Here is a 14,865-nt window from a genome sequence, read left to right on the forward strand (position 1 = left end):
TTATAAGAGTCTCAAGGCTCAAGGAGGAAACGGATTTGACTACTGCTGATACTTTACAAGATATTGAGGAATTGCAGCAACGCTGCGAACAATACGAAGGCATATCGCTGAAGCTGAATTGGGATATGCTACGCCACTCCCCGGAAGCCGGTGGAGCAGAGTGGCTCGTGACTTACGAAGAAGATGTGCTGGTCGGCTTCATCGGATTATACGGCTTCGCCGGCGAGATGGAAGTATGTGGAATGGTCCGCCCGGGCTACCGCCGCAGAGGTATCTTCACCTCGCTCTGGGAGCGGGCACAGACGATTATCAAGCGGAACAATATCACGACGCTGCTCTTGAATGCCCCGGCCGCCTCGTTGTCTGCTCCCGGTTTTCTGAAGACCTTGCCGCTTGTATTCAATCATGCCGAATACCAGATGAAATGGGATGCGGCAGCTGTGCCACAGGGTTCAGCTGAAGCAAGCTCTGCCGCCGGAGCTGTAATCCTGCGCCCTGCCCGTGAAGACGAGGCTCCTATTCTCATCGAGCTGGACCGTGAGGGTTTTGACATGACTCAGGAGGATGCTGCGGAAATGTTTGAACAGCAGCAGCACGAAGCACTGCAGGAGCATATTATGATCGAAATGAACGGACAGCCTGCCGGCAAAATGCGGCTGTGGACCGAGAACAACGAGACCTGGATTTACGGCTTCACCGTCGATAAGAAGCTGCGCGGGCTCGGAATTGGCCGCAGTGCACTGCAGCAGACCATTGAACGGGAGCGCCGCAATTACAATGGCGTGAACCTGGAGGTGGCGCTCGATAACCCCAATGCGCTGAAGCTGTATGAAAGCTGCGGCTTCGTGATTCTGAACAAGCAGGATTACTACCGGTATACCGGCTGATCCCAAGGTTTTTTCTAATTTTGAGAATTAGTTATAAAAGTTACGGCCCCTTTTCTTGGCAGTTTCCTGCTGAGCATAGGGGCTTTTTTGCTGCCTTATCCATGTAATGAGCTTTCCCTTTGTTACTTCAAAGTTCCTATATGACCTCAAAGTGCGTACTGTTCATCCTGTGTACAGAGACTCATAATGCAGAGGAAGCCAGCACACAAAGGGAGGAACAATAGTATGAATCAGCAGGAAACAGCAATGCGCAAAACAGCCCTCGTGATCGGGGCCGGCGGGGTCATTGGCAGCAATCTGATCGAGCATCTGGTTACTCTGCCGGAATGGGACATTATCGGTGTGTCACGCAGGGGCGGTGATAATACGGAACGTATCCGTTATATCTCTGCCGATCTGCTGGATGCCTTGGATACACGGCAGAAGCTTGGGAGCCTTAAAGAGGTGACGCATATCTTCTACGCAGCCTATCAGGACCGTCCAACATGGGCAGAGCTAGTCCCCCCGAACCTTGCCATGCTGGTCAATGTAGTTGAAGCCGTTGAGCCGGTAGCGCGCGGACTCCAGCACATCAGTCTGATGCAAGGCTATAAAGTATACGGCGCGCATCTGGGACCTTTCAAAACTCCGGCCCGGGAAACAGACGCCAATCATATGCCGCCTGAATTCAATATAGATCAGCAGAACTTCCTGGAGCAGCGGCAGGCGGGAAAACAATGGACTTGGTCTGCGCTGCGCCCTTCTGTCGTATGCGGAGTCGCATTGGGTAATCCCATGAACCTAGCCATGGTCATTGCTGTTTATGCTTCTATGTCGAAGGAACTTGGCATTCCTCTGCGCTTTCCCGGCAAACCCGGGGCTTACCACAGCCTGCTGGAGATGACCGACGCCGGGCTGCTGGCCAAAGCAACCGTGTGGGCCGCCACCGATGAGCGCTGTGCCAATCAGGCTTTCAATATTACGAACGGCGACCTGTTCCGCTGGGACGAGCTGTGGCCCAAAATAGCTGCCTACTTTGGGCTGGAAACAGCACCGCCGCTTCAGATGTCATTGTCTGTTGTCATGGGGGATAAAGAGCCGTTGTGGAACGCAATGCTCAAAAAATACAATTTGATCCCAAATAGCTACCAGAGTGTTTCTTCCTGGGCCTTCGGAGATTTTGTCTTCTCCTGGGATTACGATCTTTTTGCGGACAGCAGCAAGGCGCGCCGTGCCGGCTTCCATGAGTTCATAGATACAGAGCTTATGTTCCAGGAAATCTTCGATCTCCTGCGCGAACGCAAAATCATCCCATGATCCCCTCCAGACCTCCTTAGATTGCAGAAAGACGGCCGGTCTCAATATTTAGAGATCGGCCGTCTTATCTATCCATTCGCGTTCAGACAACACAATAGCCTTGTCGCCATAAGTCCGTTCAATGTGAGAATCTCCCCATCTGCACAGCAGGTGAAGAATGTCCCGCAGACTCCATCCGTATTCGGTCAATTCGTACTCCACTCTCGGAGGAACTACATTGTAAGAAATCCGGTGGATAACACCATCGGCCTCCAATTCGCGCAGCTGCTGTGTCAGCACTTTCTGTGTAACGGCCGGCATCAGGGCCATAAGCTCCCCGTTGCGCTTCTTGCCAAAGGTAAGGAAGAAAAGAATAACCGGCTTCCACTTGCCGCCGATAACTTCAAGCGTTGCTTCTACCGCGGTATTAAAGGTTTTAATCGGTTCAGGCATCGGTTCAGGCACCTCCTGCCACTACCTTATCTCTCCTCCGCCCTATTGGCAAGCACAAAACTTAGGATTACATCAGGCCGAATCCGCCAAAGGAAGCTTCGCTCTTCTCATTCCTGCGGTCCCCGACATTTACCTTCTGATCCGCCGAATCCTCCTGGGTTAAGAACACGGACAGCAGACGCACGTAATCCAGGGATTCCGCAAGTGACACACCGGCACCATCGAATATATGCCTCCGTCCATCCATCAGCGAATAGATTTCAATTGTTTCTGCCGGTTCTCCATAAGCCTTGTGGCAAAATACGTTGGCCATATGCAGAAATCCGGTGATCACATCCTCGTTGCCGGACACCATGAATTTCTGTATGTTCAGGCAGCGTCCGCTAACCTCAGAATTCCAGACCAGCTGAAAGATCATCGCCAGCTCAATAGCCAGCTCCGGAACCGGAATATGCCACTGCTCGTAAAGCATTACCGGTATTTCCCGGATGTGATTACATGGTGCGATCCGCATCAGTTCATCGCCCACCGCGGTCTTCACATCCCAATAATGCATCAGTGACGGAAAAGCATTCCCCTTAGGCGGCCAGCGCCGTTCAAGCAGAAATTGAATAGGCGTTTCCCGGCGCACCTCAGGCTGCAGACTGTAGAAATCGTTAAGTGTGTGGCCAATAGCATACTGCACCTGCTGCCTCCAGCGCGGGAGTCCGGTAGCGGCAGTTCCGCTGTCTCGTACTGCCGCCCCGCCCAGCATGATGTGCTCCATCCGAAAATCATTCAGCCGGGCATATTGTATAACCGGTGCAGATGTTCTTCCCTCCGCCATGCTTCCTGCCGCGCCGCCCATCTTTAGGAAACCGCCGCGCAGGTCTCAATAAATTGGCGCCCGAAATTCCGGCAGGCTTCTTTTTCCGCAGCATTCGGTCCATATTCAATCTTCAGGCTGGCCTGAACAATCTCAGCTCCGCGCTCCTTCAGCTTCTCTTCAATCTGGTCCACCGCCCCGCAATAGATCGAATATCCGGTGTCCCCGCTTCCGAAGGCAGCCGCCTTGTAGGTAGACAGATCCAGCTCATCCAACTCTTCGTAGAAGTCGAGGAATTCATCTGGCAGCTCACCGTCACCCCAAGTATATGCACCAAGCAATACAGCCTCATAGTCCTTTATCTCAACCGCGTTGCAGTCGGTCACCGATTTCAAAACAGCTTCTCCGCCCGCCTCGCGTATCCCTTCAGCAATCAGTTCAGCGATCTCTTCCGTATTACCGGTCAAGCTGGCGTATGCCACAAGCACCTTAGCCATTTATTCCGTCCTCCCCAAGATAAACATGAAGTATAGTCATGGTTCCACTTCGTAACGGAAACCAAGTTTTGCTATCCCCATTCTATTTGATAATGATTCTCATTGTCAATATTAAAAAAAAGCGGATAGCAGCCTGTCCTTCCGGCTATTCTCCGCTTTTCTCCCCTCAGCCCTTTATCAGGCTGATTAACAAATTCAGTAGGCGCCTTCCAGTAAGGTGATCCCATTGCCGTCCGGATCACGGAAATTCATTTCCTTGCCTCCATACTCCATCGTAACCGGCGGCTCGCAATCCAGCCCTCTGGCTTTAAGCTGTGCATAAGTTTCATCAAGGCTACTGCAGGAGAACACCAGATTAACGACGCCAGTCGTATGCTTGCCCCATTTGTTCTCATCCCAGATGATCAGGCCGGGCAAACCGCGTTCAAAGCCGATCTTCGCCCCATCACTATTACCGAATCCTTCAAACGGAACCGGAATCCCCAAAATCTCTGCATAAAATGCCGCAAGTGCCGCCGTATCCTTAGTGTACAGATTGATGCCTTCAAAAGCAGATATCATAAAGATCCCCTCTTTCTTCTCCAGTAATGTAAGCCGGACACCGGCTATTGTATATAGTTTACCTGCTGCCAGATTCTTTGTATTGCAAAAAAACGACATTCACTGCCGTGCATACGCCAATGCTTCCAGCGGAGTCCGGCCTGCATATCTCTTGAAGCTGTTGTTTAAATGTGACTGGTGGCTGTAACCAAACGCATAAACCAAATCCTGAACATTCCGGATGTGCGGTGATGGACGGCATAAATTCAGCCATACATTCTGAAACCGGACGAGATCAGCTGTTTTTTTGGGCGAGATACCGATATACTCCCGGAACAGCCGTTCAAGCTGCCGGCTGCTCAGGCCTGTACTGCTCTCCAGTCCGCTTGCCGCCACGACTCCTTTATGGTGTAGAATGGTATGTATTGCATTCATCAGCCCATTATTGCTCATTCGCGACTGGTCCAGCCGGCGTAGCAGATAGTGCTCAGCTGCAGCAATGCGTTCCCCCAGCGTCCGGGTCTCAGGCAGCCTGTCGCCTAACTCCCTGCGGAACGACCGGAAGTATTGCTCCACTTCACCACTAAAGTTCAGCACATCCTTCAGATGATCATCCGCAAACAGATGCACCGCCCAGAAATGAAAACGGATGGCAAAGCGTATCTTGGTTTCCGGCGTCCCCGATGCTCCCACTTCAAACGGCGTATCATTAATCCCGCAAAAAAAACCTCCGGCAGCGCCTGAAGCTGCTTCCCACTCCCAAATAATGTCCATGCAGGTATCAGGTATGATCATCTCCAGCCTTGTCAGCGCACTGGGCGGCTGGTCCGGCTGCGCCTCAGGTCCCACATTCAGGCCGTCCATTTCTCCCGTAGTACCCCAGAAACAGCGGATGTACGGCTGCAGCGCCTTGCATGGAATGAACTCCCCGGCTCCATCCGGTCTTGCCGTTATCGGGTAATATAGCTTTGCAAGGTTATACATCACGATTCCGCCTCCGCTTTCCCCGTTATCCAACTACTCCTGATCATACACAATCCATGAAGCCAGCGCCAGATGACGGGCGTTCTAAGAAATCTTCCCGGTATATTTGGAAATATTATGTACCAGACTTAGTATGGACAGACTGAGAATAGTCGCAGCTTTGCAACCTTTTTGTTTGTAGCCTCCGGGTTAAATGTTGTACAATAAAGGCTAAATGAATTTTTTGAAGGATGGATAAAAGATGTATATAGCAGGCGATTGGAAAGACTACGAAGTTATCGATACCGGAGGCGGAGAAAAGCTGGAACGCTGGGGCGATATTATCCTGCGCCGCCCGGACCCGCAGATTATCTGGCCCCTGGCAAATGAGACAGCCAAGTGGCGCGATGTGCACGGACATTATCACCGCAGTTCCGCCGGCGGCGGACAATGGGAAATGAAAAAAACGATTCCCGACGACTGGAAGATCAGCTATGGTAAGCTGAAGTTCCACCTGCGTCCAACCAACTTTAAGCATACGGGCTTATTCCCCGAACAAGCGGCTAACTGGAGCTGGATGATGGACAAGATTGCCGGCGCGAACCGTCCGATCTCTGTACTCAACCTATTCGCTTATACCGGTGGAGCAACTGTGGCAGCAGCCAGTGCGGGAGCTTCGGTCGTACATGTGGATGCAGCCAAAGGCATGGTGCAATGGGCGAAGGAAAATATCCAGCTGTCCGGTCTTAGCGAGCGTCCGGTCCGCTTCATCACGGACGATGTATTCAAATTTGTGCAGCGCGAGCAGCGCCGGGGAAGCAAATATGATGCCATCATTATGGACCCGCCCTCTTATGGCCGCGGCCCGGGAGGCGAAATGTGGAAGCTGGAATCCAGCCTCTATCCGTTCCTCGAAAGCTGTATGGAAATCATGAGTGACAGACCACTCTTCATGCTGATCAATTCCTATACAACAGGCATCTCGCCGACCGTTCTGAGGAATATGCTCTCCATGACCATGGGCAAACGCTACGGCGGCAAGCTGACTTCCGGTGAAATCGGCCTGCCGATCACTTCCTCCGGCATGAACCTGCCTTGCGGAATTTTGGGCCGCTGGGAGGCGTAAGCCATGAATATGCAGCATGGCGGCGCTGGTGAAGAGCAGCACAGCGGACAATCCCGCTTTGAGGTATTGTTCGAAGACAATCACCTGTTAGGCATTGTAAAGCCCGTTAATATTCCCGTGCAGGAAGATGCAACCGGTGACCCCGATCTGCTGACCCTGCTCAAAGAAGATGTGAAGGAACGTTATAATAAGCCTGGCAATGTATATATGGGCCTCGTTCACAGGCTGGACCGTCCTGTAGGCGGCGCGATGATCTTTGCCAAAACCTCCAAGGCGGCCTCCCGGCTCTCCGAGAGCGTACGTACCCATGCCTTCCGTAAGGTTTATCTGACCGTTGTCCACGGCAAGCCTTCGGCTTCCCAAGGACGCCTGGTCAATACGCTGCTGAAGGACGCCAAGAGCAATACCGTCACCATTGTCCGCAAAGGTACACCGGGCGGCAAGGAAGCCATTCTTGACTATACGGTTCTTGGTAGTGCAGAGGGCTTCAGCCTGCTGAAGATCGATCTGCTGACCGGACGCTCGCATCAGATCCGGGTGCAGCTGAGCGGCATCGGCTGCCCGCTGTTCGGCGACCAGAAATACGGCGCCGCCGTGAACAGACCAGGCCAGCAAATCGCTCTCTGGTCATCACTCGTCGGCTTTCCGCATCCGGTAACCAAAGACGATATCGAACTGATTTCATTACCGCCCCAGACCCATCCCTGGAGTCTGTGGCCCCAGCAATTGCAAAAGCAGGCCATCCGCTGACGGATGACCTGCTTTTTTTATAATTAGTGTTCCATTTTCAATTCGTTCTTGTGGGCTCTATATTTACGGTGTAGAACCTTCGGGTGCCGGAGCAACCGCCATCTTGCCCATTAGATAAAGCAGCAGCTGCTGGTTATGAGACGAAATCGGGTCAAGCGCTTCGGCAAAAAAATCGCTGCGAATCTTCAGACCCCGTTCAGTCTCCCGCTTCCCAACCTCTGTAATACTCACCCAAACGATCCGCCGGTCAGCAGCATCACGTTCACGGACAATCAGTCCGTTTTTCTCCATCCGGTCTAGAAGCATAGTTACCGCTGCCGGGCTAGTCGCCAGATGCGGAGCCAGATCAGAAGGTTTCATTGCGTCACGTTCCTGAAGCAGTTCCAGTACGGTGAGCTGGGCATCCGTCAGTGTAGGGGCAAGCTTGCTGTCCATATGTAGTTTATAGTCTTTCAATATTTTATGCCAGATTTTACTGAATTCAGAGGAGTGCACACTTATTCCTTCCTTTCCCTGCGGATCTCTATCCGGTATACCTACATTTTCGAGATAAAAATTCCATTTCCTGCAAAAGAAAAAAATAAAATGTGTTACCGTCCGCCGTTACCAAGGATCCGTTAGTTCAGAGTCATTTAAAACGGCGCGGCAGCCAGCTCTTAAAGAGCGGCCGCACACGCCGTTTGGGGTTTACATCTATGTGTATTGAACCGGATTATTTAATGGCCGGGTAAAGCGTAAGGATCTCATCCTTCTTCTCCACTGGAACCAGCTGTTTGCCTGTAGAACGCCGCTCACTCAGCGGTGCAGTTTCTGAAGAGAGGGTGTGTACAAGTCCATCGCGGGTAATTGCGATCAGTTCCAGCGGCTCCTTGCAGTGGAATGCGCCTGCGATCCGGCTGCCGTTCGGCCGGACACGCTTGCCTTCCTTGAACTCGAAGGTCGGCATGCCCTTGCCGCCGCGGCTCTGTGAAGGATAATCCACCAGCAGGGTACGCTTGGCATAACCGATGTCCGTGACGGCGAGAATCTCTCCCTCATCCTCACTGACCCAGAAGCAGGATACCACTTCATCGCCCTCGCGCAGCTGAATGCCTCTTACCCCGCTGGCCACACGGCCCATCGGGTTCACTTCATTTTCTTTGAAACGGATGCTCATCCCTTCGCGGGTCACAAGTACAATGTCCTTGTCTCCGCTGCTGAGCGCCACTGTAATGACCTCGTCACCTTCAGCGACCTTGCAGGCCGCAACGGCTCCGGAACGGCTGGTAGAGTACTCCTTGAGCTCCGTACGCTTCACCTGGCCCTTCCGGGTGATGAATACAAGACTGGCATTTGTATCTTCCAGATTCGGGGCCGGAAGTACACTGACGATGCTGTCGCCTTTTGCCAGACCGATGACGTTGACGACCGCAGTCCCCGGCTCTTTCCACTTGAATTCCGGTATCTGGTGAACCGGCAGCAGGAAGTACTGGCCCTTGCGGGTAAAGATAAGCAGGCTGTCCCGGGTATTCAGATCGAGCAGCTTGACGATATGATCGCCTTCCTTGACGCCGGAAGCATGCCGTTCGCCGCCTGATCGTGTAAAGGATAACATGCCGGTGCGCTTGATATAACCGTCGGCTGACAGCGCCACCAGCACATCCTCAGCGTTAACCAGCACTTCGAGGCTGACTTTCAGCTCTTCGACCTCGCCCTGAATTAACGAGCGGCGGTCGATGCCGTATTTGTCGCGAATCTCCAGCAATTCCTTGCGGATAACAGCAACCAGCTTCTTGTCACTTTCGAGAATGCCGCGCAGCGTGGCAATCCGGGCCATCATTTCGTCCAATTCCTTCTGCAGCGAGTGAATCTCCAGGTTCGTCAGACGATAGAGCTGCAGGGTAAGGATGGAATCGGCCTGGCGTTCACTGAAGCCAAACATCCAGACCAGGTTATTCTGGGCATCCTGGCGGTTCTTGGAAGCCTTAATCGCTGCAATAACTTCATCCAGAATGTTGAGCGCCTTGACCAGCCCTTCGAGGACATGAGCACGGTCTTCTGCACGTTCCAGGTCAAACTGGGTGCGGCGGGTAACGACTTCTCGCTGGTGAGCGATATACGCCTCCAGGATCGCTTTGAGCCCCAGCTGCTGCGGCGCCTTGTTGACGATCGCCACCATGTTGAAGTTATAAGTAACCTGCAGATCGGTTTTCTTGAGCAGGTAAGCCAGAACACCTTGCGCATCTGCTTCCTTCTTCAGTTCCACCACAATTCGCAGGCCATCCCGGCCGCTCTCGTCCCGGACTTCTGCGATACCGTCGATCTTCTTCTCCAGACGGATATTCTCCATCGAGGTAACAAGACGTGATTTCACGATCTGGAACGGCACTTCGGTAATGACAATCTGTTGTTTGCCGCCGCGCAGATTCTCGATCTCGGTCTTGGAGCGCAGGTAGATCCGCCCTTTGCCGGTGCGGTAGGCATCAATGATTCCGTCACCGCCCATAATTGTCCCGCCAGTCGGGAAATCAGGGCCTTTGATAAATGTCATGATGTCTTCCAGTGCGATGTCCGGCTTCTGCATCACGGCGATGCAGGCGTCGATAACCTCACGCAGATTATGCGGCGGAATCTCCGTGGCGAAGCCGGCAGAAATTCCGCTCGTGCCGTTAACCAGAAGATTGGGATAACGTGAAGGTACAACTACCGGCTCCTTCGCGGTGTTGTCAAAGTTATCTTTGAACAGCACGGTCCGCTTCTCAATGTCACGCATCATCTCCAGGGCGATCGGTGACAGGCGGGCTTCCGTATACCGCATCGCTGCCGCCGGGTCATCGTCCATGGATCCCCAGTTGCCATGCCCGTCTACAAGCACATGCCCCATCTTCCAGGGCTGCGCCATACGGACCATACCGTCATAGATCGATGAGTCCCCATGGGGATGATAATTCCCCATAACGTCCCCTACGGTTTTGGCCGATTTGCGGTACGGCTTGTCCGGGGTATTGCCGGAGTCGTACATGGCGTACAGAATCCGGCGCTGCACGGGCTTCAGCCCGTCCCGCACATCGGGGATTGCCCGGTCTTGAATGATATATTTAGAATACCGGCCAAAGCGGTCACCGACGACCTCTTCCAAAAAAGCCGGCGAAAATTGTTCTGATAAACTGCTCACTTGGCTCACCTTCTGTTCCTCAATCTATCTGATTCAAAAGCGTGTGGTGATCTGACCGTCACTCCGGAGAATGTTTGGACTTCCGGCCGCTGTTGTCTGCAGATTTCTTGATTGTATACCGCTGTTCGCGGTGGAAATCCGCAGACTGCTTATGCTTCCGAAGCGAGCTTTCCAAGGAAAGCTTTTAGGCGGTCCCTAACGCTCCTACAGTTCAAAAATTCCCCTCTGTTCCTCTAATCACCAAGCTTTTTAGAAACGGAAGTATTCGTCACTTCCGCTAAAAGCTGCATGCCGCATAGAATCAGCGGCATGCATTTGGCCCGCTGGGCTGTAATTAAGCCGCCATAAGCTCAGCCAAGAGATCTAAATCCCTGGCCTGCCTTACTCCACAAATTCCGTAAAATCGACGTTCTCGACAATCCAGCGCTTGCGCGGGTCAACTTTGTCACCCATCAGGGTCGAGACACGGCGCTCCGCTTTGGCGGCATCCTCAATCTGTACCTGGAGCAGCGTGCGGGTATCGGTATTCATCGTCGTTTCCCACAGCTGATCCGGGTTCATTTCCCCTAGTCCTTTATAACGCTGCAGCTCAAAGTTTTTGCCGAATTCCTTCAGGTAATTCTGCAGCTCCTCGTCGCTCCAGGCATAACGCACAGTTTCGAGTTTGCCTGATTTACGCGTCAGCTTATACAGCGGCGGCTGGGCGATAAAGACCTTCCCGGCATCGATCAGCGGCTTCATGTAGCGGTAGAAGAAGGTCAGCAGCAGCACTTGAATATGCGCTCCGTCCGTATCGGCATCGGTCATAATAATAATCTTGGAATAATTGCTGTCTTCCACGGCAAAATCCGGGCCGATCCCTGCACCAATTGCTGAAATAATTGCTTTGTATTCATCGTTCTTTAAGATATCAAGCAGCTTGGCCTTTTCCGGATTCATCGGCTTGCCCTTTAGCGGCAGAATAGCCTGAATCTTGGAGTCGCGGCCCTGCTTGGCCGATCCTCCGGCAGAATCCCCTTCGACGATGAACAGCTCGGTACGTGTAACGTCCTTAGACTGTGCTGGTGACAGCTTGCCGCCGAGATTAGAACTTTCACTGCGCTTCTTGCCGCTGCGGATTTCATCGCGGGCCTTACGGGCCGCTTCCCGCGCCTTGGAAGCCTGAATGGACTTCTTCAGCAGACTCTGCGCCACCTGGGGATTCTCCTCCAGGAACCGGGCCATATTCTCGGACACGATATAATCGACGGCGCTGCGGGCAGAAGCGCTGCCGAGCTGATCCTTCGTCTGGCCGACAAATTCCACCTCGGACATCTTCACGCTGATTACTGCCATCATGCCTTCGCGCAGATCATTGCCTTCCAGATTCTTGTCCTTTTCCTTCAGCAGCTGCGTCCGGCGTGCGTAGTCGTTCAGCACACGTGTATAAGCCGTCTTGAAGCCTGTCTCATGTGTTCCTCCGCTGCGGGTAGGAATAGAGTTCACGAAGGAAGCCAGCGTTTCTGTGTATCCGGCGTTATACTGCAAGGCCACTTCAACCTCGATGTCATCCTTCTCCGAACTAAAGTGGATCACATCATGCAGCGTATCCTTGCCTTCATTCAGGAACTGCACGAATTGGCTGGCTCCGCCTTCATAGAAATATTCATCCTGACGGCCGCTGCGCTCATCGCTAATGTTAATGCGAAGGCCCGAGTTCAGGAAGGCAATTTCCTGTACCCGCTCTGCTAAGGTGTCATAGTTCAGGGCAATGCCATTTGCAAAGACGCGAATATCCGGCTTGAAGGTAATCTTCGAACCGGTCTTATTCGTATTCCCGAGAATCTCAAGGCCGGTTACTGGCTCGCCGACATGCTCCTTGCCGGTTTTATCCACCCAGTATTCGAAGCGCTGGCGGTGGATTTTGCCGTCACGGTAAATTTCAACTTCCAGCCACTCGGACAATGCATTGGTTACAGAAGCACCAACGCCATGCAGACCGCCCGATTTTTTGTAGCCGGAACCGCCGAATTTGCCGCCCGCATGCAGGATTGTAAAGACTACCTGAGGGGTTGGCACCCCTGTCTTATGCATTCCGGTCGGGATGCCCCGCCCGTTATCAATTACTGTAACTGAACCATCCTTACGCAAGGTAATATCAATTTTGGAACAAAATTTGGCTAAATGCTCATCAACGGCGTTATCCACGATTTCCCATACTAGATGGTGCAGTCCCGAGGAACTCGTACTTCCGATATACATGCCGGGCCGTTTGCGGACCGCAACCAGACCTTCGAGCACCTGAATGTCGTCAGCATCGTATCCAGTCCGGCCTGCTTCGCCGTTCTTAGAGACTTTTGCAAACATATCGATCTGTTCGAGCATTCATGCTCCTCCTTCTTTGTCTCACTTACTCTGAAATGCAAACAAACGTTTTCGTTCACTTTGTACATTCTAATTCAAAATATCCCGTTTCGTAAAGACGGCGAATGAAATGATTATGGCTGCAATCCCCCAAACGCCCAAAACAGCCATGGAAAAAGACAGCGTCATTCCTTCAATTGGCGCCGGCGTCCCGGCCAAATATCCCGTCAGCCCCAGATTAACCATAAACAAATACTTCGCTGTCGTCCAAGCCGCGGCCATATTAGTGAGTATGGTTCCGGCAATCAGCGCTGCCATCATCACGACAATACTCGCCGCCGTGCTGCGCACCAGAACCGATACCATAAAGGCCAAGACAGCAACAACTACACTGACGAACCAGATCAGCCCGCCCTGCATCAATAGATATTTCCACTGCGGCACCGAGTGGACGGTCGTCATGTCCACCGTATCTCCGCTGAGCTGGAATCCGGTAAAGACAGGGATACTAAAGCCCTTATATCCGAAGGCGAGCCCTGAAATCAGGTAGCTGATCACAAACACCGAAAGCACAATCAGAGAAACAAACATGAGCAGCGCCACCAGCTTGCTGAACAGGACCTTCCAGCGTTTGACTGGCCGGGTGAGCAGCATTTTGATTGTGCCTGTAGTCCGTTCCCCGGACACAAGATCTGAGGCGACAGCCATAATCAGCAGCGGAATGAATAAAGAGACGGAATTATCCAGAAATTCGCGGGTAAACGTCACTCCGCTCGGCTCATTCGGATTCACATCATGATCCAGATAAAACTGCAGCTGCTGGACAAAAATCCGCCGATACGACTTCCACTCCTCCGGAATACGGTCACTGCCGAGCGAGTTCTGATTATCGGTGATCTGCTGCTGAACCTCCAGCCTCCAGTCCGAATTAAACTTGTCCCGGCTGCGTTCAGCTATCCGCATTTGCGCATATGTAAACATTGGCACGAGTACAAGCAGAATCAGCAGTATAACATAGAATCGTTTCTTTTTTATAATTTTCGTACACTCATTACGGATGAGCGGAAGCAGATTAGTCAATAGATTCACCTTCCGTTAGCTTCAAGAATAGCTGTTCCAGTGTCGGGTTAATTTTATGCACGGCTCTAACTTCCACCTGAGCTGTAACCATGACAGCCACAATCTCCGGTATCAAGTCATCCTCCATCGCTGTGATCAAAGAGCCCTCGCCCATTCCGGCAATAATGGAGTCGTCCAGTGTAACCTCGTCCAGCCGGAGCAGCCGGATATCAGAGCGTTCTTCCAGAATGCCTCTCGCCGTCTCAAGCGGCTCCAAATCCCAGAGCACATAAGGGGAATTGCGGGCGACAAGTTCATTTACTCCGCCGACGGCCAGGACCCGCCCTTTGCTGATAATTGCCACGCGGTCACACAGCAGCTGAATCTCACTGAGCAAATGGCTGGACACGAATACGGCAAGACCGCCTTCAGCCAGCTCGCGGATAAATTCGCGCAGCTCCTTGATGCCTTTGGGGTCCAGCCCGTTCGTCGGTTCATCCAGAATGAGCAGCCGCGGGCGTCCAAGCAGTGCTTGAGCTATACCGAGCCGTTGCCGCATACCCAGCGAATAGGTGCTTACCTTATCATGGATGCGCTGATCCAGCCGGACAATCTCCACCACCTCGGCAATCCGGTCCGTACCTACTCCAGGCTGCATCCGGGCAAAGTGCTGCAGATTTTCCCAGCCAGTTAAATAGGTGTACACTTCCGGGTTCTCTACGATACAGCCAACGTATTGGAGCGCTTTTTCGGGATCACGGTTGACATTGTAGCCGCAGACGGTAATGGTTCCTTCAGTCGGTCGGATCAGATCCACGAGCATCCGGATGGTAGTCGTTTTTCCGGCGCCGTTCGGACCCAGGAAACCAAAGATTTCCCCCTGCTTCACGTCAAAGGTAACATCGTCGATGATCCATTTGCGGCCTATTTTTTTGCGGACCCCATCTACGGACAATACAACGTTTCCGGTGCCTCCGCCTGTCTCTTTTGTCATATCCAACAACTCCTTGCCC

General features: G+C 52.6%; 14 protein-coding genes. 4 read left to right on the forward strand and 10 right to left on the reverse strand.

What is annotated here, in order from left to right; genetic code table 11:
* Nucleotides 1–35: 35 nt before the first annotated feature.
* Nucleotides 36–887, forward strand: a complete 852-nt coding sequence (locus tag L6H70_RS07420; protein WP_236331469.1) for a GNAT family N-acetyltransferase — start codon at nucleotides 36–38, stop codon at nucleotides 885–887.
* Between the two features lie 225 nt (nucleotides 888–1,112).
* A complete protein-coding gene (locus L6H70_RS07425; protein ID WP_236331471.1) occupies nucleotides 1,113–2,183 on the forward strand; it encodes an SDR family oxidoreductase in 1,071 nt (356 codons plus the stop codon).
* A gap of 48 nt (nucleotides 2,184–2,231) precedes the next feature.
* On the opposite strand, the gene L6H70_RS07430 is transcribed toward L6H70_RS07425, so the two are convergent.
* The 5 genes from L6H70_RS07430 to L6H70_RS07450 form a co-directional block, all read right to left on the reverse strand.
* Nucleotides 2,232–2,615 carry a winged helix-turn-helix transcriptional regulator gene (locus L6H70_RS07430; RefSeq protein WP_236331473.1) on the reverse strand — a complete coding sequence of 128 codons (384 nt, stop codon included), beginning with the start codon at nucleotides 2,613–2,615 and terminating at the stop codon, nucleotides 2,232–2,234.
* A 67-nt stretch (nucleotides 2,616–2,682) separates the two neighbouring features.
* Complete coding sequence (locus L6H70_RS07435; protein ID WP_236331474.1) at nucleotides 2,683–3,441, reverse strand: hypothetical protein; 759 nt, start codon at nucleotides 3,439–3,441, stop codon at nucleotides 2,683–2,685.
* Between the two features lie 23 nt (nucleotides 3,442–3,464).
* Entirely contained in the window at nucleotides 3,465–3,917 is a 453-nt protein-coding gene (locus L6H70_RS07440) for a flavodoxin (protein ID WP_236331476.1), read from the reverse strand.
* Nucleotides 3,918–4,112: 195 nt separating this feature from the next.
* Nucleotides 4,113–4,478: a VOC family protein gene (locus L6H70_RS07445; RefSeq protein ID WP_236331478.1), complete on the reverse strand. Its 366-nt coding sequence runs from the start codon at nucleotides 4,476–4,478 to the stop codon at nucleotides 4,113–4,115.
* 99 nt (nucleotides 4,479–4,577) lie between these two features.
* Entirely contained in the window at nucleotides 4,578–5,441 is an 864-nt protein-coding gene (locus tag L6H70_RS07450) for a helix-turn-helix domain-containing protein (RefSeq protein ID WP_236331479.1), read from the reverse strand.
* A 241-nt stretch (nucleotides 5,442–5,682) separates the two neighbouring features.
* On the opposite strand from L6H70_RS07450, the gene L6H70_RS07455 reads away from it, so the two are divergent.
* Together L6H70_RS07455 and L6H70_RS07460 are read left to right on the forward strand one after the other, a co-directional pair.
* Nucleotides 5,683–6,546: a class I SAM-dependent methyltransferase gene (locus L6H70_RS07455; protein WP_236331482.1), complete on the forward strand. Its 864-nt coding sequence runs from the start codon at nucleotides 5,683–5,685 to the stop codon at nucleotides 6,544–6,546.
* A 3-nt stretch (nucleotides 6,547–6,549) separates the two neighbouring features.
* Nucleotides 6,550–7,296: an RluA family pseudouridine synthase gene (locus L6H70_RS07460; protein ID WP_236331484.1), complete on the forward strand. Its 747-nt coding sequence runs from the start codon at nucleotides 6,550–6,552 to the stop codon at nucleotides 7,294–7,296.
* Nucleotides 7,297–7,359: 63 nt separating this feature from the next.
* On the opposite strand, the gene L6H70_RS07465 is transcribed toward L6H70_RS07460, so the two are convergent.
* The 5 genes from L6H70_RS07465 to L6H70_RS07485 form a co-directional block, all read right to left on the reverse strand.
* Nucleotides 7,360–7,791: a MarR family winged helix-turn-helix transcriptional regulator gene (locus L6H70_RS07465; RefSeq protein ID WP_054941279.1), complete on the reverse strand. Its 432-nt coding sequence runs from the start codon at nucleotides 7,789–7,791 to the stop codon at nucleotides 7,360–7,362.
* A gap of 217 nt (nucleotides 7,792–8,008) precedes the next feature.
* The gene (gene gyrA, locus L6H70_RS07470; RefSeq protein ID WP_236331486.1) at nucleotides 8,009–10,450 is read right to left on the reverse strand and encodes a DNA gyrase subunit A; all 2,442 of its coding nucleotides are present in this window, start codon (nucleotides 10,448–10,450) and stop codon (nucleotides 8,009–8,011) included.
* A gap of 381 nt (nucleotides 10,451–10,831) precedes the next feature.
* Entirely contained in the window at nucleotides 10,832–12,814 is a 1,983-nt protein-coding gene (gene parE / locus L6H70_RS07475; protein ID WP_236331488.1) for a DNA topoisomerase IV subunit B, read from the reverse strand.
* Between the two features lie 69 nt (nucleotides 12,815–12,883).
* Entirely contained in the window at nucleotides 12,884–13,873 is a 990-nt protein-coding gene (locus L6H70_RS07480; RefSeq protein WP_054941281.1) for an ABC transporter permease, read from the reverse strand.
* Nucleotides 13,866–14,846, reverse strand: coding sequence for an ABC transporter ATP-binding protein (locus L6H70_RS07485; RefSeq protein ID WP_236331490.1), 981 nt, complete (start codon nucleotides 14,844–14,846; stop codon nucleotides 13,866–13,868). The genes L6H70_RS07480 and L6H70_RS07485 overlap by 8 nt, the downstream gene beginning before the upstream one ends.
* Between the last annotated feature and the right edge of the window lie 19 nt (nucleotides 14,847–14,865).

This window comes from Paenibacillus auburnensis (assembly GCF_927798115.1).
Classification (GTDB): Bacteria; Bacillota; Bacilli; order Paenibacillales; family Paenibacillaceae; genus Paenibacillus_AQ; species Paenibacillus_AQ auburnensis.

What these genes read in the sequence shown, in the direction of transcription:
- L6H70_RS07425 (WP_236331471.1), top strand. Translation starts at nt 1,113, where the DNA reads ATGAATCAGCAGGAAACAGCAATGCGCAAAACAGCCCTCGTGATCGGG.
- L6H70_RS07430 (WP_236331473.1), bottom strand. Translation starts at nt 2,615, where the DNA reads ATGCCTGAACCGATTAAAACCTTTAATACCGCGGTAGAAGCAACGCTT.
- L6H70_RS07435 (WP_236331474.1), bottom strand. Translation starts at nt 3,441, where the DNA reads ATGGCGGAGGGAAGAACATCTGCACCGGTTATACAATATGCCCGGCTG.
- L6H70_RS07440 (WP_236331476.1), bottom strand. Translation starts at nt 3,917, where the DNA reads ATGGCTAAGGTGCTTGTGGCATACGCCAGCTTGACCGGTAATACGGAA.
- L6H70_RS07445 (WP_236331478.1), bottom strand. Translation starts at nt 4,478, where the DNA reads ATGATATCTGCTTTTGAAGGCATCAATCTGTACACTAAGGATACGGCG.
- L6H70_RS07450 (WP_236331479.1), bottom strand. Translation starts at nt 5,441, where the DNA reads ATGTATAACCTTGCAAAGCTATATTACCCGATAACGGCAAGACCGGAT.
- L6H70_RS07455 (WP_236331482.1), top strand. Translation starts at nt 5,683, where the DNA reads ATGTATATAGCAGGCGATTGGAAAGACTACGAAGTTATCGATACCGGA.
- L6H70_RS07460 (WP_236331484.1), top strand. Translation starts at nt 6,550, where the DNA reads ATGAATATGCAGCATGGCGGCGCTGGTGAAGAGCAGCACAGCGGACAA.
- parE (WP_236331488.1), bottom strand. Translation starts at nt 12,814, where the DNA reads ATGCTCGAACAGATCGATATGTTTGCAAAAGTCTCTAAGAACGGCGAA.
- L6H70_RS07485 (WP_236331490.1), bottom strand. Translation starts at nt 14,846, where the DNA reads ATGACAAAAGAGACAGGCGGAGGCACCGGAAACGTTGTATTGTCCGTA.